Annotated in this window: 24 protein-coding genes; 15 read left to right on the top strand and 9 right to left on the bottom strand. The window is 67.2% G+C overall.

The features are described from left to right. Positions 1 to 3 precede the first annotated feature (3 nt). The 8 genes from EDF39_RS16980 to EDF39_RS16945 form a co-directional block, all read right to left on the bottom strand. Complete coding sequence (locus EDF39_RS16980; RefSeq protein ID WP_123945026.1) at positions 4 to 1884, bottom strand: cytochrome c oxidase assembly protein; 1881 nt, start codon at positions 1882 to 1884, stop codon at positions 4 to 6. After that, on the bottom strand, positions 1881 to 2519 hold the full coding sequence (locus EDF39_RS16975) for a copper resistance CopC family protein (RefSeq protein WP_123945024.1): 639 nt from the start codon (positions 2517 to 2519) through the stop codon (positions 1881 to 1883). The genes EDF39_RS16980 and EDF39_RS16975 overlap by 4 nt, the downstream gene beginning before the upstream one ends. A gap of 10 nt (positions 2520 to 2529) precedes the next feature. Beyond that, the gene (locus tag EDF39_RS16970) at positions 2530 to 2871 is read right to left on the bottom strand and encodes a hypothetical protein (protein WP_123945022.1); all 342 of its coding nucleotides are present in this window, start codon (positions 2869 to 2871) and stop codon (positions 2530 to 2532) included. Next, a complete protein-coding gene (locus tag EDF39_RS16965; RefSeq protein ID WP_123945020.1) occupies positions 2864 to 3538 on the bottom strand; it encodes a thioredoxin domain-containing protein in 675 nt (224 codons plus the stop codon). The genes EDF39_RS16970 and EDF39_RS16965 overlap by 8 nt, the downstream gene beginning before the upstream one ends. 174 nt (positions 3539 to 3712) lie before the next feature. Further along, positions 3713 to 4123, bottom strand: coding sequence for a hypothetical protein (locus EDF39_RS16960; RefSeq protein WP_123945018.1), 411 nt, complete (start codon positions 4121 to 4123; stop codon positions 3713 to 3715). Positions 4124 to 4288: 165 nt separating this feature from the next. Continuing rightward, the gene (locus tag EDF39_RS16955) at positions 4289 to 5230 is read right to left on the bottom strand and encodes a cation diffusion facilitator family transporter (protein ID WP_233573193.1); all 942 of its coding nucleotides are present in this window, start codon (positions 5228 to 5230) and stop codon (positions 4289 to 4291) included. Between the two features lie 70 nt (positions 5231 to 5300). Further along, positions 5301 to 5975, bottom strand: coding sequence for a cation diffusion facilitator family transporter (locus tag EDF39_RS16950; protein WP_370275205.1), 675 nt, complete (start codon positions 5973 to 5975; stop codon positions 5301 to 5303). 2 nt (positions 5976 to 5977) lie between these two features. Further along, positions 5978 to 6331 carry a helix-turn-helix transcriptional regulator gene (locus tag EDF39_RS16945; RefSeq protein WP_123945016.1) on the bottom strand — a complete coding sequence of 118 codons (354 nt, stop codon included), beginning with the start codon at positions 6329 to 6331 and terminating at the stop codon, positions 5978 to 5980. A 118-nt stretch (positions 6332 to 6449) separates the two neighbouring features. Between EDF39_RS16945 and EDF39_RS16940 the strand changes: the two genes are divergently transcribed. The 14 genes from EDF39_RS16940 to EDF39_RS16880 all read left to right on the top strand — a co-directional run bounded on the left by EDF39_RS16940 (position 6450) and on the right by EDF39_RS16880 (position 14214). Beyond that, positions 6450 to 6785 carry a hypothetical protein gene (locus EDF39_RS16940; RefSeq protein WP_123945014.1) on the top strand — a complete coding sequence of 112 codons (336 nt, stop codon included), beginning with the start codon at positions 6450 to 6452 and terminating at the stop codon, positions 6783 to 6785. After that, the gene (locus tag EDF39_RS17580) at positions 6782 to 6958 is read left to right on the top strand and encodes a hypothetical protein (RefSeq protein WP_158613257.1); all 177 of its coding nucleotides are present in this window, start codon (positions 6782 to 6784) and stop codon (positions 6956 to 6958) included. Before EDF39_RS16940 ends, EDF39_RS17580 begins: the two co-directional genes overlap by 4 nt. 679 nt (positions 6959 to 7637) lie before the next feature. Then, complete coding sequence (locus tag EDF39_RS16935) at positions 7638 to 8927, top strand: IS110 family transposase (protein WP_233573195.1); 1290 nt, start codon at positions 7638 to 7640, stop codon at positions 8925 to 8927. Between the two features lie 507 nt (positions 8928 to 9434). Beyond that, a complete protein-coding gene (locus EDF39_RS16930) occupies positions 9435 to 9632 on the top strand; it encodes a hypothetical protein (protein ID WP_123945012.1) in 198 nt (65 codons plus the stop codon). A gap of 82 nt (positions 9633 to 9714) precedes the next feature. Continuing rightward, positions 9715 to 10641 carry an ArdC-like ssDNA-binding domain-containing protein gene (locus EDF39_RS16925; RefSeq protein ID WP_123945010.1) on the top strand — a complete coding sequence of 309 codons (927 nt, stop codon included), beginning with the start codon at positions 9715 to 9717 and terminating at the stop codon, positions 10639 to 10641. A 77-nt stretch (positions 10642 to 10718) separates the two neighbouring features. After that, on the top strand, positions 10719 to 11147 hold the full coding sequence (locus EDF39_RS16920) for a hypothetical protein (protein ID WP_123945008.1): 429 nt from the start codon (positions 10719 to 10721) through the stop codon (positions 11145 to 11147). A 313-nt stretch (positions 11148 to 11460) separates the two neighbouring features. Further along, entirely contained in the window at positions 11461 to 11700 is a 240-nt protein-coding gene (locus tag EDF39_RS16915; protein WP_123945006.1) for a hypothetical protein, read from the top strand. A 74-nt stretch (positions 11701 to 11774) separates the two neighbouring features. Beyond that, a complete protein-coding gene (nrdH, locus tag EDF39_RS16910) occupies positions 11775 to 12035 on the top strand; it encodes a glutaredoxin-like protein NrdH (protein ID WP_123945004.1) in 261 nt (86 codons plus the stop codon). Between the two features lie 2 nt (positions 12036 to 12037). Next, complete coding sequence (locus EDF39_RS16905; protein ID WP_123945002.1) at positions 12038 to 12319, top strand: hypothetical protein; 282 nt, start codon at positions 12038 to 12040, stop codon at positions 12317 to 12319. 201 nt (positions 12320 to 12520) lie between these two features. Continuing rightward, positions 12521 to 12757, top strand: coding sequence for a hypothetical protein (locus EDF39_RS16900; RefSeq protein WP_123945000.1), 237 nt, complete (start codon positions 12521 to 12523; stop codon positions 12755 to 12757). A 65-nt stretch (positions 12758 to 12822) separates the two neighbouring features. Continuing rightward, the gene (locus EDF39_RS16895; protein ID WP_123944998.1) at positions 12823 to 13032 is read left to right on the top strand and encodes a type II toxin-antitoxin system HicA family toxin; all 210 of its coding nucleotides are present in this window, start codon (positions 12823 to 12825) and stop codon (positions 13030 to 13032) included. 8 nt (positions 13033 to 13040) lie between these two features. Next, the gene (locus EDF39_RS16890) at positions 13041 to 13307 is read left to right on the top strand and encodes a hypothetical protein (RefSeq protein ID WP_123944996.1); all 267 of its coding nucleotides are present in this window, start codon (positions 13041 to 13043) and stop codon (positions 13305 to 13307) included. Further along, complete coding sequence (locus tag EDF39_RS16885) at positions 13304 to 13699, top strand: XRE family transcriptional regulator (RefSeq protein ID WP_123944994.1); 396 nt, start codon at positions 13304 to 13306, stop codon at positions 13697 to 13699. The genes EDF39_RS16890 and EDF39_RS16885 overlap by 4 nt, the downstream gene beginning before the upstream one ends. 26 nt (positions 13700 to 13725) lie before the next feature. Further along, entirely contained in the window at positions 13726 to 14214 is a 489-nt protein-coding gene (locus EDF39_RS16880; protein ID WP_123944992.1) for a hypothetical protein, read from the top strand. Between the two features lie 23 nt (positions 14215 to 14237). On the opposite strand, the gene EDF39_RS16875 is transcribed toward EDF39_RS16880, so the two are convergent. After that, positions 14238 to 14669 (bottom strand): hypothetical protein, encoded by a 432-nt coding sequence (locus EDF39_RS16875; RefSeq protein WP_123944990.1) that lies wholly within the window; start codon positions 14667 to 14669, stop codon positions 14238 to 14240. 368 nt (positions 14670 to 15037) lie between these two features. Here EDF39_RS16875 and mobF point away from each other — a divergent pair, with 368 nt between their 5' ends. Further along, positions 15038 to 19180: a MobF family relaxase gene (mobF, locus tag EDF39_RS16870; protein WP_123944988.1), complete on the top strand. Its 4143-nt coding sequence runs from the start codon at positions 15038 to 15040 to the stop codon at positions 19178 to 19180. The last annotated feature ends 52 nt before the right edge of the window (positions 19181 to 19232 follow it).

Genomic DNA, 19232 nt, shown 5'->3' with positions numbered 1-19232 from the left:
GGGTTACTTTCTCACTTTGTAGACGGTCAGAAGGTTTAATCCGGCTGCTACACAGACCCCGAGAGCCGCCGTGGCAAACAGGACGAGGCTGGCCGCTTGTTGATCGGTTGCAGCCGCGCCGAGACCGTCTGGATTCATGACGGCGAACCAGTCAGCGAGCCGTTGGGGCCCGAGAAGCGTCACGCCGGCGAGTGTCAGCGCCCCCACGACTACGGTGCCGAGACGCAAGGAACCGGTCCATGCCCCTGCTGCCTGGGCGCGTCGCCTGGCGAATGAAAAGCCAGCTCCCGCCACAAGAACCAGTGCAAACACCACCATCCGCCCCACGGGGTCCGTCACAGCCCACCGCATGCCCCACGGCAGCACAGCAAGAACCACGACAGCCCCGGCCGTGACCCCGGCGCCTGCTCCGGTGAGCAGCACTTGGGCGACTTGTGATGTCCAGAGCGTCCGCGCCCATTCCCGAGAACCACGGGAATTGTCCGCCCGAGTAGGGAGGGTGAGAGCGGCGAGGGAACCGGGCCTCCCGGCTGCAAGCAGCATTCCGGCCCCCAGCAGCAGAACGACAGACAGTGTGTACGCGCTGACCCGGTAGGTGCTGTAGATCGACAGGGGACCGCACGTCACCCACAGCGCGAGGAAGAGGCCCGCCAGGAACACCACCGTCCGGGAGAGGCGCCAGGAGACCCGACGCCTAGCGAGGATACGAAGGGCACCGAGATAGAGAATCCCGGCAGTGGCGACGGCGAACAACCAGACCGGGTCGGGCTGTCCGGAGAAGACCGTCGACCAGGTGGGGGCCGCGGGGAATGCCGCTCCGGTAAGAGATTCTGCGGCGGTCACGGGACCGGTGTCGTAGATCTCCTGTTCCGCACCCGGCGGTGCTGTGCGGGCCAGAACCGCCGCCAGACCCGAAGCGACCCCCATGAACACCACCTCGACCGCGACGAGCACCCAGAACATCCTCGAGCGTCCACTCTCGAGCAGCGGCAACAGCCTGGTTCGGAAGGAAGCACCGAGGGAGCCAAGGATCAACAGCACCGCGATTTTGCCGAGGAGGATCAGGCCGTAGGAGGTGCTGGTCAACGTGGTGAGGTCGGTGATCCGAACGGTCGCGCTCACAAGCCCTGAGAGTGCCACGGCGAAAAAGCACACCAGCGCGGCGGCCGAATACCGCCACATGACGCTGGGAAGAAGACGGGCCGGGAGGGTGCGGCGAAGCCAGACGATCCCGACGAGGCCGCCGAGCCAGAGCGACGCGAAGCTCACATGCATGAGGATCGACACGACGGCCAGGTTGTGGGAGGCGGAGCTGGCGGCGTGGCCCTGCTCGGCAAGGGGCACCAACCCGCCGATCCCGACGAGGGCCAGGGCCGCGGCATGCCCAGCGGACGGGACAGCGACTGACGCCCAGACCGCGATGACCAAAGCGACCACGATGGTGGCGGTCCAGCCCTGGCCGAGTTCGATGCCGGTGGCGTAGTAGCTCGCCTGTGACCAGAAGTCGCTCCTGCTGGCGTTCCCGATGGGGACGCCGCTGATGTTGGCGAAGGTGAACACGCTCGCGACAATGCCGGCGCCGGCCCAGGCCAGGGCCGCGGTGCGGATGAGCCGGAACATGCTCCGGCGAGCGGCTTTGTGAGCGGTGAGGGCGGTGGCGACGAGGAAAGCGGCACCGATGGTGACCGCGGCGGCGAGATTGCTGGCCGTCTTACTGAGGGTGTAACCGGTGCGGACGATCTCGCCGGGGTCGACGATCAACACCAGCTCGCCCGGCTTGATCACAACCAAAACGGCCACGACCACGGCGAGGGTCACGGCCGCCGCCAGGCCCAGCACCACCAAGGTGCGGGGCCGCGCCATCTGGGGGCGTGTCGCCGTCATTCGTCGCCGTCCGGCCGGGCGGGTGCCGTGCGGAATCCGCGCCGGCGCCGGGTGAGCCAGATGACAGCGCCCATGACGAGGACCAGGGGGATGCCGATGACGAGCGCGGCCGGAGCAAATTCGATGCCACGGTGCGAGCCCGCCGATGGCGGCTCAGCGGTCGTCGAGGCGGCGTCTGAAGCTTCTGCCGTCCTGGCGGGCGAGGGTGTGTTCGTGGTCTCGGGCTGAGCGGTGGGGAGGGGGCCGGCGTACGTGAAGGTGAAGGTGCCCGAGACGGGGTGCCCGTCCCGGGACACGCTCTGCCAGGCGACGGTATGGACCCCGGTGCGGGTGATCGTCACCGGGACGGTGAGGGAGGTTCCCTCGGCCGTCGGGGCGCCGGTGGTGACGGTGGCTCCGGTCGGGTCGGTGACTTTCAGCGCGATCGCGGAGGCGAAGTCCGCAAGGGGCGCTTCGGTGAAGGCGACAGCCACGGTGGTGAGGGCCGTGGTGACGGTCTCACCGGCGGCGGGGGTGGAGCCGGCGAGGGCGTCGTGTGCCGCGGCCGGTCGGGCAAAACCGACGATGCTGCCCAGGACGATTCCGGTCAGAACGACCAGGGCGGCGAAGCGGCGCGAAAGGGTAGGAAGTGGCATTGGTGTCTCGTCAGTTCGTGGGGCAGGTGAAGGTGCCGGTGGGTCCGTCGTGGGTGCCGGGGCCCTGCTCAGCGCAGACCCCGGTGTCGCCGTTCACGACGGCATGGAAGTAGAAGACCCCAGCGATGAACACGCTCGTCGCTGCAAGGCCGACGATGATCCCGGCTACTGCGACCGGGTTGGGCTGTTTCCGGTGTCGGGATCGAAAGAACGCGGTGGCGCTGACAGCGACACCGACCGGTCCTGCCAGGCAGGAGAGGATCAATCCGAGGACGGCCAGGGTCCGAAGCTCGGGACGGTCGCCGTCTTGCGTTTGTGGCCGTCGGGTGGTGACCGGCGGCGTCTTACCCATTGGCGACAGCCTTGGCGACGGCCGATTCGAGGTCTCCGACGGCTTGGAGGTTCACTTTGTCGCCGTCGACGAAGAACGTGGGCGTGCTGGTGACCCCGAGAGCTGTCCCTTCGGCACGGTCCGAGACGACCCGTTCGAGCGTGGCGGGATCTTGGACAGCGGCATCGAATTTCGCCATGTCGAGGCCGAGGTCTTCGGCGAAGCTGCGGAACAGGGCCGCTTTCGACTCCTGTTTCTCACCCCATTCGGGCTGGGTTTTGTACATGCGCTCGTACATCGCCTCGAGCTGGCCCTGCTGGGCGGCGGCCTCCACCGCGACGGCTGCGTTCTCGGAATTCCGGTGAGAGGGGATCGGGAAATAGCGGACCACGACGTTGACCTTCCCGTCGTATTTCTCGCGCATCTTCTCGACGTACGGGTACATCGCCGCGCACGACTCGCACTCGAAATCGAGGAACTCCACCACGGTCACCTCGTCATCTCCCGCGGTGTCGAGATAGCGGCTGTTGTCTCGGACGAGCTGCGCGGTACCTGCGGACACGGTGGGGTCCGCTTGCAGGGGTTGCGGGGTGTCGGTGCGGGTGCCGTTGTAGACGACGATCCCGATCAGTGCGGCCGCCCCGAGGACGACGGCGATGACAGCGACGATGAATTGATTTCTCGCCATCACCGTGCCGGCCCGTCCTGACGAGTGGTCCGGCTGTCGGCCGCGGGTGCGGGTGCGGGTTTTCGGGGTGGGAAGAGCATGAAGAGGTGTCCTTTGTCTCGAAAGAGCGCGCGCCGCACGGGCAGCGTCGAAAGCTGCCGTGGGTGGCCGCGCAGGTTGGGAGCGCAGAGACCGCTAGATGCGGGAGATGCCCAACACCGTCAAACTGACCGGCCGCGCACCAATGCCGCCGGCCGCGACCCGGAAGGCTGCAGCGCCAGCCCCGGCGGGGGTGAAGAACACTGCCAGAGAACCGCGTGCGTGCAGCAGCAGAACCACCACGGTCACCGCTGACAACAACGCCAGCAGCTCACACGCCACGGCGCCATCCAGGCCGGCGACGTCGACACGGTCAGACGCGACAGTCGAGAAAGCAGGGAAGTCGGGCGGCGACGCTTCAGTCACCGGTTGGGCCACGGTGGTGGCCGTGGGCTGGTGTCCGAGGGCTGCGGCCTGGTCACCGAGGGTGTGAATCCCGAGGATCCCGGCAAGCGCGGCCGCGGTGACCGTCAGCAAGAGCGTCCACATTCCGAAGGTGCGACGCATGCGGAGCGGCGCTGATGACCGGGGGAGCATTACGCCTCCTCTTGATCGTCGATGCGTGTCCTGTCGAGCAGGACACAGGGTAGCGAACGAGCGTGCAGCCACCCTGACCGGGGAAGCGAAGGCCGCTCCCGAGGGATAGATCTCGTGCGGGATCGCTTCTGGCGTTCAGGCGTGGTCGGTTTCGGATTCGTGGGCGGCGTGAGCTGCGGGCTCCAGCTGGAAGGTGCTGTGTTCGACGTCGAAGTGACCGACCAGGCATGCCTGCAGCTCGTCGAGAACCCGCGGTGCGTGGCCGTCGTGGAAGCACTCGTCCGTCAACGTGACGTGAGCGGAGAGGGCGGGCAGATCCGACGTGACAGTCCACACGTGCAGGTCGTGGACCGTGAGGACATGGTCGGGTTCCATCAGGTGCCCGCGGATGGTGTCCAAGTCGATGCCCTCGGGGGTGCCTTCCAGCAGGATGCGGCCGGAGTCTCGGAGGAGCCCCCAGGCGGCGTGCAGCATGAGGACGACCACGATCAGCGACGCGATCGAGTCCGCCCGGGTGAATCCGGTGAACAAGATCACAATTCCGGCAACGACGGTGGCGATGAACCCGTAGAGGTCGGTGAGGATGTGCTGGAAAGAGCCCTCCACGTTCAGGCTCTGACGGTTCGCTTTGGCCAACACCCACACCGCGACGATGTTCACCGCCACCCCCAACAGCGCGACGATGAGGACTGGACCGCCCTCGACCTCGGGTGGGTCGAGGAGACGACGAATCGCCTCGACGGCGACGATGGCGCTGATGACCACAAGCGTGATGCCATTCACCGCAGCCGAAAGAATCTCGGCCCTTTTCAGCCCGAACGTCCATCGTGAGCTGCTGGGACGAGCGGCCAACCGGATTGCGACAAGCGACCCAGCAAGGGCGGCTGCATCGGTGAGCATGTGCCCGGCGTCCGAGAGCAAAGCCAGCGAACCGGAGATGATCGCGACGACGACCTCGACGATCAAGAAGCCGACCATCAGCGCCAACGCGATGCTGAGAAGGCGGGTGTTCGCGTCGGGTGACGCCCCGTGGGAGTGGGAATGGCCCTTCTCGTTCTCGTGGGCAGTGTTGGTCACGGGCGAGCTCCGGTCGAAGTGGGGCGTGTCAAAGAAGGGTTGTCCGGGTGCGAGGTCGTCAGCGTGTCGGTCAGCAGCAGTCGCACGCGTCGACCTCGCGCTCACCCGTGAGGGCAGACACAGGAGTCTTGCACGCGTCACCACGCCACGCTTCCAGTCCCTCACGGACGGCGAACACGACGATCACGAGCCCTGCCACCGCGTCAGCCCAGGCCCACCCGAAGGCGAGGTTCAGCACGAGCCCGATGAGGACCGCGGCGGACAGGTAGCTGCAGATCAGCGTCTGCTTCGAGTCCGCCACCGCCGAGGCTGAGCCCAGCTCTTTGCCCGTTCGCCGCTCGAGGAGGCTGAGGAACGGCATCACCACAAGGCTCACGGCGGAGAGGACGATTCCGACCGGGGAATGGTCGGGCTCTCGAAGCCCCGTCAATGCCAGTACGGCGTCGACGCTGACGTAGGCGGCGAGGCCGAAGAACGACACCGCGATGACGCGAAGAGCGACCCGCTCCCGCTTCTCGGGGTCGGGGGCCGCGAACTGCCACGCGATAGCCACCGCCGAGAGGACCTCGACGATCGAGTCCAAGCCGAAACCGATCAACGCGGTCGAGGACGCCACGCTACCCGCCGCGATCGCGACGATGGCCTCGATCACGTTGTAGGTGATCGTGATGGCGACAATGATCCGAATCCGCTTCTGCAACACCGTCCGGCGGGCAGGAGCAAGCAGCGTCGGGACGCTCGTCACGCTCACGCGCCGACTCCGCAGCACAACGGCACATTGCACGTCTCGTCCATGCAGGGTTCGCCGTCATCGACCGCGAGTACGACGTCGACCAGCGCCGTCAACGCCCGCGTCAGGTGCGCGTCCGCGATTTCGTACCGGGTCGAGCGACCCTCAGGCACGGCCACGACGATACCGCAGCCGCGAAGGCACGCCAGGTGATTCGACACGTTCGAGCGGGTCAGCCCAAGCTCCGAGGCCAGAGCCGCGGGATACCCGGGCCCTGCGAGAAGGTGAAGGAGAATGCGAGAACGCGTGGGATCCGCCATCGCTCGCCCGAGACGATTCATCACGTCGACGCGCGTCGAAAGAGTCAGCATGCACTGACTATACAGCGACCGCTGACTCGTCTGGTGGGTGGTCCATTCGTATTTTCTCGCTGGACGTCGGCCCGTGGGCTCCCTGGTGGTGACGGTGGCGGGCCGTAGGGTCCCGACCGTGGGTGTCCAGGGTCCAGGCGAGAGCGTCGACAAGATCCTCCGACGCCCGATCCCATCGCACCCGCTCGCCGTCCCGCCGATCCCGGGCTCCTTCGGGGTGTGGCAGGTGCGCCGGGTGCCGGAGGCCCCGATCGGCTATGTCCTATCGCGAAGCGAGCGCGGGGTAATGGTGTTCCACTGCTACGCCCACGGCCGCGACCCGGCCGGCGGCCGGCCCTGGCTGCGCCGGGCCGACACGCTGAACAGCGCTGTTGCGTGGATGGTTCAGCACGAGGCCGAGCTGTTCGCCTTGACGAAGACTCTCGCGCCCGAGCCCGACGAGTGGCCAGCATGAGCGCAGGTAACGCCCGTGTCGTGACCTGGTTCGTGCGACACCGCCGCAAGGGCGACACCAACGCGGAGGCGACCGTCGTGGAGGTCCAGGCCGCGACGCCGGCCGAGGCGATCGCCCGGGTGCGTCCGACGCTGCCCGAGGGGCACATCATGACCTCCGTCGCCCCGTACTGACACCAACCCTGGGCCCCGGGTACCGTGGGCTTCGTCGCCCTGCCCCCAGGGCGTCAGAGAGCCACCAGGTGAACCCCCCTTCATCTGGCGGCCTGTAGCCCTCGACTCGTAGCCCCTGGCTCGTCGGGGGCTTCTCTCTGCCCGGGACTGCGCTCGAGGCGGGTTTTCCAGAGCAGGCCGGCGGGGCCGGCAGGTCGCTGCGCTCCCGGGGGAGCCGCTACGCGGCGCGGGGTGTTCTTCGGGGACGTCTTTTTGCCGTGAAGCCTTCGGCGGCTCGGTCGCTGCGCTCCCTCGTAGCTACCTCCGGGCTCCGTTCAAGTGGCTCCGCCACCGGCTCCTCCGAGATTTTCGGCACGCGGTCGCAAGCTCCCTTATTTCGCGCCGAAATTCTCTCCCCTGCCGCCCTTCGGGTTGCACTGCGCCCTCCGGTTGCTAAGGCGGAAAACCGCCTTCCTTACAGTTTTTCTCGTGGATTCGGGGCCTTCGTAAGCTTCGGAACGCGCCAGGGATCCTGGGTATGGCTGCCCGCCTTCCGCCGCCTGACGGCACGCCGTGATTAGCCGCCCGAGATCCCGCAACGGCTCGACCGCTCATTGAGAAACGCGAAACAGTTCGCCCCGTAAGGACATGCCGGCATGGTCGTTCACGGCGCACCACACCATCACCGAAAGGACCTTACGTGCCACAACTCTGGGCCGGAATCGACGCCGGCAAAACCGAACACCACTGCGTCGTCATCGACGGCAACGGAACCAAACTCCTCTCCCGCCGATTCAAGAACCGGGAAACCGAGATCCTGACGCTCATGGGCGACGTAGCCAGCCTCCCCGGGGGAACCGAAGTCTCCTGGACCACGGACCTCAACCACGGCGGCACCGGGCTTCTCCAGTCTCTGCTCGGCAGTCACAAACAACCCCTGCACTACATCTCCGGACGCGCCATCCACCACGCTTCCGGTGCCTACCGGGGCGAGGCCAAGACCGACGCGAAAGACGCCGTCATCATCGCCGACCAAGCTCGAATTCGACGTGACGTGGACCTCATTCGCCAGGCCGACGACGTCACCGCGGAGCTGCGACTGCTGTCGGCCCGGCGAGAGGATCTAGTTCACGATCGCACCCGCGCCGTTAATCGGCTCCGCGCCCTCATGACCCACTACTTCCCATCCCTTGAAGCCGCGTTCAACTACGCGACCACAAGAGCTCCGCTGGTGCTGCTGACGAAGTATCAGACTCCCGCGGCCATCCGTCGGGTGGGGGAGCGGCGGCTGGCGACGTGGCTAAAGAACCAGGACTGCTGGAAGTCCGCATCGGTTGCCGCGGCGGCCGTCCAAGCCGCGGGCGAGCAGATGGCCGTCGTCACCGGCGAAGGAACCGCTGCCCGCATGGTCGCTCGCTTCGCCCGCGACCTACTACGCCTTCGAGACGAGCTCGCCGAAGTCGAAGCGGAGATCGACACGGCCCTGAAAGGCAGCCGGCTCGCGGCCCCGTTGATGACGGTGCCGGGGTTCGGGCCGCGCCTCGCAGCCGACTTTCTTGCCGCCACCGGCACCGACCTGGCGTCGTTTGAAACCTCGGACCGGCTAGCTAGCTTCGCCGGCCTCGCACCTGTTCCCCGCGATTCCGGGAGAATTTCTGGCAACCACCACCGCCCGAGACGCTATGACCGGCGGCTGCTAAACGCCTGCTTCCAGGCCGCCTTCATCGCTGCCAGAACTTGCCCGGTCTCAAAGTCGTTCTACGAGCGAAAACGGCGCGAAGGCAAGTCTCACAAACAAGCTCTGATCGCTCTTGCGAGGCGGCGCATCAACGTCATCTGGGCGATCGTTCGAGACGACACCACCTACAACCTACCCATTTTGGATGCTGGTCAAGACCTTCGACGGTTAAGACCAAGCCGCACGATGACCGCGCCGAGGAGCATCACGCCGACCACCAGTAAGACGATTTTCCCCACTCCGGCATTGTGAATCACTCCGTCGAGGCCAACGAGGAAAAGGACTAGGCCTCCAATTCCTACTACCAACAGCGCTATCGGACCACCACGTCTCATGGGGGGAAGCCTACGGCGATGATTCCGACATGACGACGAATTCCTGATGCCGCATCCATCGGGAGGTTTGCAGGACTAGGGGTCGCATGCCTTCGGCAGGCGTCGCGTTGCTGCGCTGCGCGCTTTTTCGCCTGGAAGCCTTCGGCAGCATACGGACCTCCCTCGTCCACGCAAGCGGCAAGCCGCTGCCTCCTCCGACATTGCCGGCACGCGGTCGCTGCGCTCCCTTATTTCGCGCCAACAATGTCTCCTCCGCCACCCTCCGGGTTGCCCTCCCGCCTGCGGCCCTGCCGGTACTTCGTACCTTCCAGGCGAAAAAGACGTGGGGAGGGAATGACCGTCAGGACCATCTCGAGCGCCCGTTTCGGCTTGACAAACCTGATTGAGAATCACGGCAAAAAAACGAGAGGGAGAGGAAGACCACATGCAGCAGATCACCACCGTCACCACCACCGTTCCGACCGGAGACGACGACGGGCCGTTGCGTCAGCGCCAGTCGGCGATGCGCGACGAGGACTTGGCCGCTCTCGGCCGGGTTCGCTACACGCTCCACAACACGCAAGTCATCACGGGCACCGAGCGCGTGACCTTCGTGGACACCCTCACCCGCGACAACGAGTGACACAGCGCGGGAGGGGACGAACCGTAATCGCCCCCTCCCGCGCCTCCCATCATCCCCGACACCAGCCCGAGAGGCACAGACCATGACCGCCACCACCCGCACCACTAAGACCACGACCCGCCGCCCCGCCAAGGCCGCCGCACCCCGCAAGACGATGGAAGAGAAGAAGGCCCAGGCTGCGGCCCTCCACGAGTCGATCGCGACGCAGGTCGATGCCCTCCGCGACTCCGACCGCTGGACGGCCTTTCTCGCGTTCGCTTCCGCGTTCCATGCCTACAGCCTGGGCAACGTGTTGTTGATCCTCAGCCAGCGCCCCGACGCCGAGCGCGTCGCGGGGTTCCGCAAGTGGCAGAGCCTCGGCCGCCAGGTCCGCAAGGGTGAAAAGGCCGTTCGGATCTTCGGCTACAGCACCAAGAAGGTGACCGAAGAGGACGAAAACGGTGACGAGGTAGAAAAGCGCATCGCCCGTTTCCCCATCCTCTCCGTGTTCGACGTGGCACAGACCGATCTCGTCGACGGGGCGGCCGATCCGAGCATCGTCGACGACCTCACCGGCGCCGATGGACACGGCATCGTGGACGCCCTCAGCGCCTACCTCGACGGCGAAGGGTGGACGGCCTCGCACCAGGACCTCACCGGCGGCCGCAACGGCTACAGCGACCCCGAGGCCCAGCGCGTCGTAATCGGGAACCACCTCAGCCCCGAGCACGCCGCCAAGACCATGATTCACGAAACCGCGCACGTGCTCATGGGCCACGTCGACGACCTTGCGGAGTACGCCGAGCACCGCGGCCTCATGGAAACCGAAGCCGAGAGCGTCGCCTACGTCGTCGCCGGGCTCGCCGGATTCGACACCAGCGCCTACAGCGTCGGCTACGTCGCCGGATGGGCGGACGCCGACACCGAGATGATCCGTTCGACCGCCGCCCGGGTGCTCGCCACCGCGCACCAGATCGCCGCGATTCTCGACCCCGAGGACGAGGACACCCACGAGGACGACGCCGCCTGACAACGGCCGGGGCCGTAGCAACAGCTACGGCCCCCTTACCCGCCGTCAAGCGAATCAAACCCGCAAGGAGAACCGCCGTGATTATGAACTACAGCCGCCCCCAGGGCCTCGACCCTCAGCAACTCGACCCCGCCGCCCCCGCCGCAGACCTCGACCCGACCGGGGACGAATGCCAGGCCGAGACGGTCGACGTCGACGGGACCCCGTGGAGCTGCACCCGCCGCCCCGGTCACACCGACGACGAGCACCGCGCCGTGTTCGGTCAGCTCGGAGACGGGCCCGCCGAAGCCGTCGCGATCGCGTGGGCCTACGAGTGGGGAGGGGCCGGTCACGGTCCGGCCTCTCCCGAGCCCGTGCACACCATCACCGTGACCATCACGTTTCCCGAAACGGCCGCGACAGGCGTCGACGCCGACCGCATCGCGGCCGACGTGCTGGCGAACTTCTGGGAGTGCGACCACGACCACGTGCGCGTGGCCGTGACCAGCTCGACCCGTCCGGCCTGACCCAGCGGTGCCCGGCCGCCCGCGAGCGGCCGGGCGAGGGGCCGGCCCCTCGCACACCCCAGCGGAGCAAGCTCCGAAAGAGCCGGCGTGAACGCCGGCACTGCTGGGCCCCGTGCCGGGGCCGTTTCTTTGGTCGTGGAGCCTGGGGCAGCGTACGGACGATCGGGCTCCGCGCAACCGGCTTTCGCGGCATATCCTCCCTCGCTTCGCTCAGTCCGGTATTCCACGACCAGTTGCACTGCACCCGCTCGTCCTGCCGGCGATTCCATCGCCTCCACGGCCAAAAAAACGTGGGGGAGAGAGGGAAGAAGCCATGACCCAGACCATCGACACCAGCGCGCCCGAGGTCGTGCAGTTCCTCGACGTGTTCGACGACCAGATGCTCGCCGGGGACGTCGGCCCACGGTTCACCTGTGGCGAGGTCGAGGCCCTAGCCGGGATGCTCCGAGCAGTCGGAGCCGAGGGTGCGGCCGCTGCTTGGATCGAGGGGCACTCGTGGGGAGACGACGATATCGACGACCTCCACCGCCACCCGGAAGTCGAAGCGAAATAACACTATCCCCCCTTGTGCTATTAGCACTAGGGGGGATATACTTTTAGTTAGGGACAGCAACCAAGGGGGTTGGAATCGTGATTACCGTCTACAGCAAGCCCGACTGCATGCAGTGCCGCATGACCTACCGAGCGCTCGACGCCAAGGGGCTCGACTACCAGGTGGTCGACGTCACCGAGAACGCCAACGCCCTCGAATTCGTCAAGGAGCTGGGCTACCTCACCGCCCCCGTCATCGTCGTGTCCGAGCACGACCACTGGGGCGGGTTCCGGCCCGACCACATCGACCGCGTGGCCGCCGGGGGAGCGACCGAGAGCGAAGCGGTCGAGGCGTAGTCATGGATCAGTTTGGGTGGGCCGAGGAGGAGGTGCCGCCCCTCACCGACGCCGACGCCCCACCCGAGTACGACGACCCCACGGCCGACGTCGAGCCGTGGGAGCTGACCGCCCACGAACGCCGCATCTACGAAGCGGGGTTCATGGTCGGGTACGCATTGCGCGAGCCCGAGGTCGAGCAACTGAACCACGAAGCCGACCGCCTGTACCGAGCAGCGTTCGACCACCGCAACTGTGCCTGCTGGAAAGGGCACAAGACCACCACGAGAGAGAGCCGAGCATGACCGCCTACGAGCACGACACGATGACCACCACCGTCCCCGACGAGGCCGACCCGTAGAAGCGCGGCGAGAAGCTGGTCGACCGGCAGGCATGGCTCGACGCCTCCGGTCGCAGCGGGTGGAAGCTCGCGAGCACGATCACCCTCCCCGGCGATCGCGTGACCTACATCGTCGACACGATCGAGCGAGAGAAGGACTAGCGCCATGCCTGACACCAGGACCGAGGACGTGACCGTGACTCTCGCCCGTGAGGACTGGGAACGCCTCGTGCGTCTCGCGGACAACGCCGCGCAGGTGTCCGCCCAGAGCGTCGAGGATGCCGAGGACTACGACCCAGAGGAAGGCCCCGACGCCGACTGGATCGCCAGCCGCCACGAGCGCGCCGAGGCCGGTCGGGCGTTCTCGACGCGACTCCGCGAGAGCGTGACGCACGCCCAGTGACCCACCGGCCGCAAAAGCAATAGCCCCCCTTGTGTTGCGAACACTAGGGGGGCTATACTAAAGTCATGCCGAAGCCGCAGAAGTACCGGGACGTGACCAAGTTCCTGAAGTCCCAGGGATGGGTTTTCCTTCGGTCCGGCAAGGGCAGCCACGAACTCTGGGGCCTACCGGATGAGTCAGTGTCCGTCGCGATCCCGAAGCACGGCGAAGTGTCGGCAGGCATCGTCGGCCAACTCATCAAGAAGCTACCCACCCACCCGCACAACTGGCGATAGGAGACACCGTGACCGATACCAGCTCCGGGCCTCGGCCCGTTGTCGTGACGCTCGACGTCACCGACGACGACGTATACGCCGTTCTCGTGAACTCACTCCGAGAGGCCGCCGACCGCGGGGCGTGGGACGCAGAGCGTGAAGGAGAGATGACGAACCCCAACGACGACTGGGCCGAGGACCAGGAGCGAAAGGCGCAGATCGCGCGCGAGCTGGCCGCGAACATCGAGACACAGGTCGACGCACTATCCACCGCCCCGAAGAAAGAGCAGTCATGACAGAACCCCGCCAGCTCGAAGCGACCGCAACCCGCGACGGACGCTGGTGGCTCGTGCGCGTGCCAGACCTCGACGCCGTGGGCCAGGCCCGTACCGTCCGGGACATTCCCGCTGTAGCCGCCGAGGTCGCCGCGCTCCACTTGAACGTCCCCGAAGAGGACGTCGACGTGCACGTAACCGTGCACGTCTCCGAGGAAGCGGAACGCCTTTGGGAGGAAGCCCGCAAGATCGAGGAGGAGGCCCGGGCCGTGCAGCAGCGCGCCGCCGAGCTGCGACGCGAGGCCGTGCGCCTGTCCCGCGCGGACGGCTACAAGCTCGACGCCGCTGCCGCGGCCTTCGGCGTCACCCCCGGCCGTATCCAGCAGCTCGCTGCCGAGCCCGTCGCCTCCTAGCGCCGGCACGATCCGAGGAGGCCGGCGTGAGGCTCAGCGAGCACGACCGGTTCTGGGGCTACGTCGTGAAGGGGCCGGCGGCCGACGACTGCTGGTTGTGGACCGGAGCCGTATCCGACGACGGCTACGGCCGGTTCTGGACCAAGCAAGACAACGGCCGCCAGCGGGCCGTGCGTCCCCAACGGTATGCGTACGAGGAAGCGACCGGCGTCGCTCTGCCGTCGTCGACACTGCTCCTCCACGGGTGCGATGTTCCGTTGTGCGTGCACGCCGACGTCGATCCCGAGGTGTCACACGTGACCCCCGGAACACATCGCGACAACATGCTCGACCGCGCGCAGAAGGGGAGGCACGAGAACCGCTGGACAGCCGTTCACTACTGCGGCCTACCCCGGGAGGAACGGGTGCGCCGATCGCGCGAGCTGCGCGACAGTGTGCGCGAGTTCGGGTGGGACCCGGAGCGCATTCGACGTGCCCTAAATGGAATCGGCCCGGGCCAACCAACTCTGTGGTGACCCGGGCCGAAACCTAACGCCTACTAAGCGAACGAGGGTTCGCCCTCGCGCTGCTCCGCAGGCGCTTCCGCGGACTCGTCTTCGCCTTCGGACGGCTGCGCCGCCCCGGCGGGGGAAGTCTCGCCGCCGTCCCCGGCGGGGGCCTTCTTGACGTCGCGCACCGCGACACCGAGACGGGATGCGACCTCGGTGCGAGTGATGCCGAGAGCGAGCATCTTCTGCATGACCGACTCCGCCTCTGCCCGAGCGTCGGCGCTCTGCTTCTCCGCGCGAGCGCGGACAGCGGCTATCTCTTTCTCGGTCGCGGCGTCGATTTCATCGAGCGAGTCCGCGGCGACGAAGTAGTCCACCGCGAGCTGTTCGAGCTTGTCCTGCTGCTCCCGGAACTCGGCAGCCTTCTCGCGCGCCCGGCGGCGCGCCTCGGTCTGCTTGGCAGACTTCCGAACCTCAACCATGAGCGGCCCCCTCCTGTTGGTGCCTCCATTATGCACGCACCCCTCGCGCGGCTCGGGGTGGCTCGGCGCTCTGGCACCGACGACACCCCCCGGCGGGGTCGTCGTGGCCCTGGTCGGGCCACCGGCTCGGACTGGCCGCGGGCCGGTTCCCGAGCCCGACGTGCGGCCACGGGCGCGGCTCGGCCTTGGCTGCTCGACCGACGTTCACTCCCGCGGCTTTCCTCGTTCCTCGTCAGCCGCTCCCGTTCACTTCCCGGTCTCCCAGCACAGCCGCAGTCTCTACGAGCCTGGCCGCCAGTCCACTCGTTCCTCGCTCCCTAGATCGTCACACCTCTGGCATCAATTGATCAACGAGGTAAAGTACCCCCATGATGACCATGCACGTCCTCTCCGCAGGGGACGGGTATGCGTACTACACCAGCGAGACCGCCACGGGCGACGTCGCCCGCGAGAACGGCCGTGAGCTGGGCGACTACTACACCGCGGACGGCAACCCTCCTGGCGTGTGGGTCGGATCCGGTCTCGACGCTGTCGGCGTCAAGGGCACCGTCACCGAGGAGCAGATGAAGGCCCTCTTCGGTGAAGGACTGCACCCGGACGCTGACCGCATCATCCGTGAGGCACAGGCGGCCGGGAAGACCGCGGCGCAGGCGCAGGACGCCGCACGGCTCGGCCGCGGCTACTACAACTACGAGCAGGGCGCGACCGGTCTCCGCGCCGCCATTGACGAGGGCTACGCCCGGTTCGAGCGCACCGAACACCGCGAACCCGACGCGGAAGAACGGCGCGCTATCCGCGTCCGCGAAGGCGCGCAAGCGTTCCGCGAGGCCAAGGGCCGGCCCCCGGCCGACAAGGAAGAACTGGGCCGATTCATCACCGCAGCGTCCCGCCCCACGCAGCAGGCCGTGGCCGGCTTCGACCTCGTGTTCTCACCCGCCAAGAGCGTGTCGACCCTCTGGGGACTCGGGGACAACGACACCCGGAAGGTGATCGAAGACGCCCACGAGCAGGCCATAGCCGACACCGTCAAGTACCTCGAAGACGAGGCCATAGCTACCCGCGCCGGACGGAACGGCGTGGCGCAGATTGACGTTGAGGGCGGGCTGATAGCGACCCGGTTCCGGCACCACGACTCCCGCACCGGTGACCCGCAGCTCCACGACCACCTCGTCGTGGCGAACAAGGTCAAAGGCTCCGATGGGAAGTGGCGCACCATCGACTCCAAGCTCCTTCACCGCCAGGGCGTTGCGGCGTCCGAGTTCTACAACGCCCGCGTGATGGACTTCGTCACGGAACGTCTGGGCGTCACCACGGAACTCCGCGAGGTCACCCGCGGCAAGCGCCCCGTCGTGGAAATCGCCGGCGTGGACGACCGACTCACCAAGGGCTTCTCTACCCGGTCGGCCAGCATCAAAGACGCCATGAAGAAGCTCGAACAGGACTACCGGCACGACCACGGCCGCGCCCCCGACTTGAAGGCCCGCATCGCCCTCGCCCAGCAGGCCACCCTCGACACCCGGCCCCAAAAAGAGACCGCACGGTCCCTGTCAGCGCTCCGCGATTCCTGGCGCGCCCGCGCTATCGGCATCGTCGGCGACCGGGTCGTTGACGACGTGGTGGAGTCCGCCAAGCAAGCTGGCAGGGACGCCCGCGCCGGCACCTCCGGCACCCGTGAAACCATCACCACGGCGGACGCCTCAGCCCGCGTCGTGGAGACCGTCTCCGAGCACCACGCGGTCTGGGGACCGCACATGATCGAAGCCGAAGCCCGCCGGTTCGTCCAGGCCGAACGGACCAAGGGGAACACGGTCGAGGGCACGGTAGAACAGATCACCAAGCACGCTCTCACCACCGACTCGATCACGGTCACTCCTCCCGCTCCGCACGGCGCATTCCAGCCCCTCACGCGCAAAGACGGCACGAGCATCTACGAGCACAAGGGGACGCAGCTCCTCACGTCGCAAGCCGTCCTCGTGGCCGAAGACACCCTCCTCGACGCCGCCCGAGACCGCACCATCCGCCCCGTCAGCCGGGAGACGTTCGACCGGATCGCGAGCGAGCAGGGACAGCACCTGGACGCCGGGCAGCGAGCCCTCGCGGGCGAGTTCGCGACGTCCAGCAACCGCCTCGTCGTCGGCACCGGCCCTGCCGGCACCGGGAAGACGACCGCCCTGCAAGTCGCGGCCCGGGCGATTGAAGCCGAGGGTGGCCGGATGATCGGCCTTGCCCCGTCCGCCGCAGCGGCCGACGTCATGGCCGACGCTATCGGCATCGAAGCGAACACGATCCACTCGTTCACCCACGGCCACGGCACCCTGGCCGAACTCCTCAAAGGGAAGGGCCGCATCGAAGGCGTCGACGTGAAGCCCGGCGACGTTCTCGTGGTCGATGAGGCCGGCATGGCCGGCAGCACCAACCTCGCCAAGGTGACCCGGATCGCAGAACGCCACGGCGCACACGTCCGCCTCATCGGTGACGATCGTCAACTTTCCGCAGTCGAAGCAGGAGGCGCACTCCGGCTCCTCGAACACGAGGTGGGATCGGTCAAGCTCCAAGAGCTGCACCGGTTCTCCAACCGTGAAGAGGCCGAGGCCACCAAGCTCCTCCGCGACCCGGCGAAGACCGGCGACCCGTTCGCTTGGTACGTCGACAACGGCCGCGTCACGGGCGGGAGCGTTGACCAGATGACGGCCGACGTGTTCTCCGGGTGGCAGCACGACACCGACGCCGGGTTGCAGTCCGTCATGGTCGCCAAGACCAACGCCACCGTCTCCGAGCTGAACGCCCGAGCGCAGGCCCTCCGCATGTCCCAGGGGGTCGTGAAGGGCCGCGAGTCAGCACCGCTTCACGACGGCCTGTCGGCCTACCGGGGCGACACCATCGTCACCCGGCAGAACGACTCCCAGTTGAAAGTCAACGTGGGCCGTGACCGAGTAAAGAACAACGACGTCTGGACCGTCGAGAAAGCCCACCAAGACGGCTCCCTGTCGGTTACGGGCGTGAAGACTGGCGCGAAGATCACCCTCCCCACGGAGTACGTGGCGAAGAGCGTCGAGCTGGGTTACGCGTCCACGCTGCACCGCACGCAGGGCATGACCGCCGACACCGCACACGTCCTCGCAGACAGCTCGACATCCCGCGAGCTGGCCTACGTCGGGCTCACCCGCGGCAAGCACGAGAACCACCTGTACGTCGAGACCGAACAGGCCCAGCCGGTCTCCGACGTCCTCGCGTCGATCGCGCGGACCAGTGACGCGGCACTCTCGGCCACCGAGACGATCCGAGGGGAGCAGGCGCGCGTCGACAACCTCGTGACACTCATCGACCAATACGGCGACGTCGCCGAGCGCGCCGACGTGATCCGGTTCGAGAAAATTGCAGACGAACGCCTCGGCGTCGCTATCGCGGCCGAGCTTCGTGGCCACGACAGTTGGGGTGCCGTAGAAGCGGGCCTGCGTCGTGCGGAGGCGGCTGGCCTTGACCCGGCCGATACCCTCGACCGGGCATGGCACCAGCGCGACATGACGGGCGCCGAAGACCAAGGCGCGGTCCTCGCCTCCCGGATCACGGACGCCACTGACCGTCAGACTGCCGAGAACGCGGACAAGCGGCCGCAGGAGTCCTCGCGGGTGCCGGGGTGGATCGCTGATCGCCGGCCGCTCGACTCCGAGCACACCGCGCCCGAGTGGCGCGAGCACCTGGCCGAACGGTACGACTACCTCGAAACCCGCCTCGAGGAGCGCGGCCAGGCGATCGCAGCCGAGCCGCCCCAGTGGGCTCTGCAGCTCGGAGACGTCCCGGTGGACGACAACCGCCGCGCCCAGTGGACGCAGCTCGCCGCCGAGGTCGACGTGTTCCGCGAACGCTACCGCGTGCCGGCCGATGCCCCTGAAGCAATCCCGGCCGAGTACCGCCAGCGCCCTGTCGGCGCAGACCTCGCCGCCCGGGTGACCGAGCTGAACGGGTCCAAGGCGATCCGTGACCAGACGCCCGCCGTATCAGACGATCGACAGCAAACAGCCCCACGAGCGGAGGAAACAGACCGTAGGGCCCGCGAGGCGGCTGCCGCCTCCTCTGCGCAGCAGTCGGCCGCCGCAGTACCAACTCAGCTAGAAGTGGACTCCCGCAAAAGCCAGCAACAGGACGCCTCAGCGCAGCCCGAACGAGATTCCGTATTGGAGGCGAAGCGGACACCCGAGCAGCAGGAACGTTCGGTCACCTCGTCTCGTCGGCCTGAACAGGAGGTCCAGCCGGATCACGAAGCGCCGCAGACGATCGATACGTCTGTGACTGCGCGGGACCGCGTTTCGCGGGCTAATCAGGCCAGCACCAACCAAACCGCAGTGCAACGAGACGAGCCACTATCGGCTCAGAAACCCGCATCGGCGCCATCCCAGGGTTCGGAGGAACAGATCGGCGGAGGTGAGCGGCTGACGGCCGCGGAGCGAGTCGCGCGCGCGCGACAGGCAGCCGAGGAACGCCGAGAGCAAGACACCGACCGGGAACGCTAACACTGCCTGCTTGGCTGCGGTGTCGGTGCTGGGCGGCAGGATAGACAGCTCA

Source organism: Frondihabitans sp. PhB161 (assembly GCF_003814635.1).
Lineage (GTDB): Bacteria > Actinomycetota > Actinomycetes > Actinomycetales > Microbacteriaceae > Frondihabitans.
The sequence above is the reverse complement of the archived record's forward strand: the minus strand, read 5'-3'. Positions and strand labels throughout refer to the sequence as shown.

Bases quoted from the DNA above. Each gene is read 5' to 3' on its own strand.
- EDF39_RS16980 (WP_123945026.1), bottom strand. From the start codon at position 1,884: ATGACGGCGACACGCCCCCAGATGGCGCGGCCCCGCACCTTGGTGGTG.
- EDF39_RS16975 (WP_123945024.1), bottom strand. From the start codon at position 2,519: ATGCCACTTCCTACCCTTTCGCGCCGCTTCGCCGCCCTGGTCGTTCTG.
- EDF39_RS16970 (WP_123945022.1), bottom strand. From the start codon at position 2,871: ATGGGTAAGACGCCGCCGGTCACCACCCGACGGCCACAAACGCAAGAC.
- EDF39_RS16965 (WP_123945020.1), bottom strand. From the start codon at position 3,538: ATGGCGAGAAATCAATTCATCGTCGCTGTCATCGCCGTCGTCCTCGGG.
- EDF39_RS16960 (WP_123945018.1), bottom strand. From the start codon at position 4,123: ATGCGTCGCACCTTCGGAATGTGGACGCTCTTGCTGACGGTCACCGCG.
- EDF39_RS16945 (WP_123945016.1), bottom strand. From the start codon at position 6,331: ATGCTGACTCTTTCGACGCGCGTCGACGTGATGAATCGTCTCGGGCGA.
- EDF39_RS17580 (WP_158613257.1), top strand. From the start codon at position 6,782: ATGAGCGCAGGTAACGCCCGTGTCGTGACCTGGTTCGTGCGACACCGC.
- EDF39_RS16930 (WP_123945012.1), top strand. From the start codon at position 9,435: ATGCAGCAGATCACCACCGTCACCACCACCGTTCCGACCGGAGACGAC.
- EDF39_RS16925 (WP_123945010.1), top strand. From the start codon at position 9,715: ATGACCGCCACCACCCGCACCACTAAGACCACGACCCGCCGCCCCGCC.
- EDF39_RS16915 (WP_123945006.1), top strand. From the start codon at position 11,461: ATGACCCAGACCATCGACACCAGCGCGCCCGAGGTCGTGCAGTTCCTC.
- EDF39_RS16905 (WP_123945002.1), top strand. From the start codon at position 12,038: ATGGATCAGTTTGGGTGGGCCGAGGAGGAGGTGCCGCCCCTCACCGAC.
- EDF39_RS16900 (WP_123945000.1), top strand. From the start codon at position 12,521: ATGCCTGACACCAGGACCGAGGACGTGACCGTGACTCTCGCCCGTGAG.
- EDF39_RS16895 (WP_123944998.1), top strand. From the start codon at position 12,823: ATGCCGAAGCCGCAGAAGTACCGGGACGTGACCAAGTTCCTGAAGTCC.
- EDF39_RS16885 (WP_123944994.1), top strand. From the start codon at position 13,304: ATGACAGAACCCCGCCAGCTCGAAGCGACCGCAACCCGCGACGGACGC.
- EDF39_RS16875 (WP_123944990.1), bottom strand. From the start codon at position 14,669: ATGGTTGAGGTTCGGAAGTCTGCCAAGCAGACCGAGGCGCGCCGCCGG.
- mobF (WP_123944988.1), top strand. From the start codon at position 15,038: ATGATGACCATGCACGTCCTCTCCGCAGGGGACGGGTATGCGTACTAC.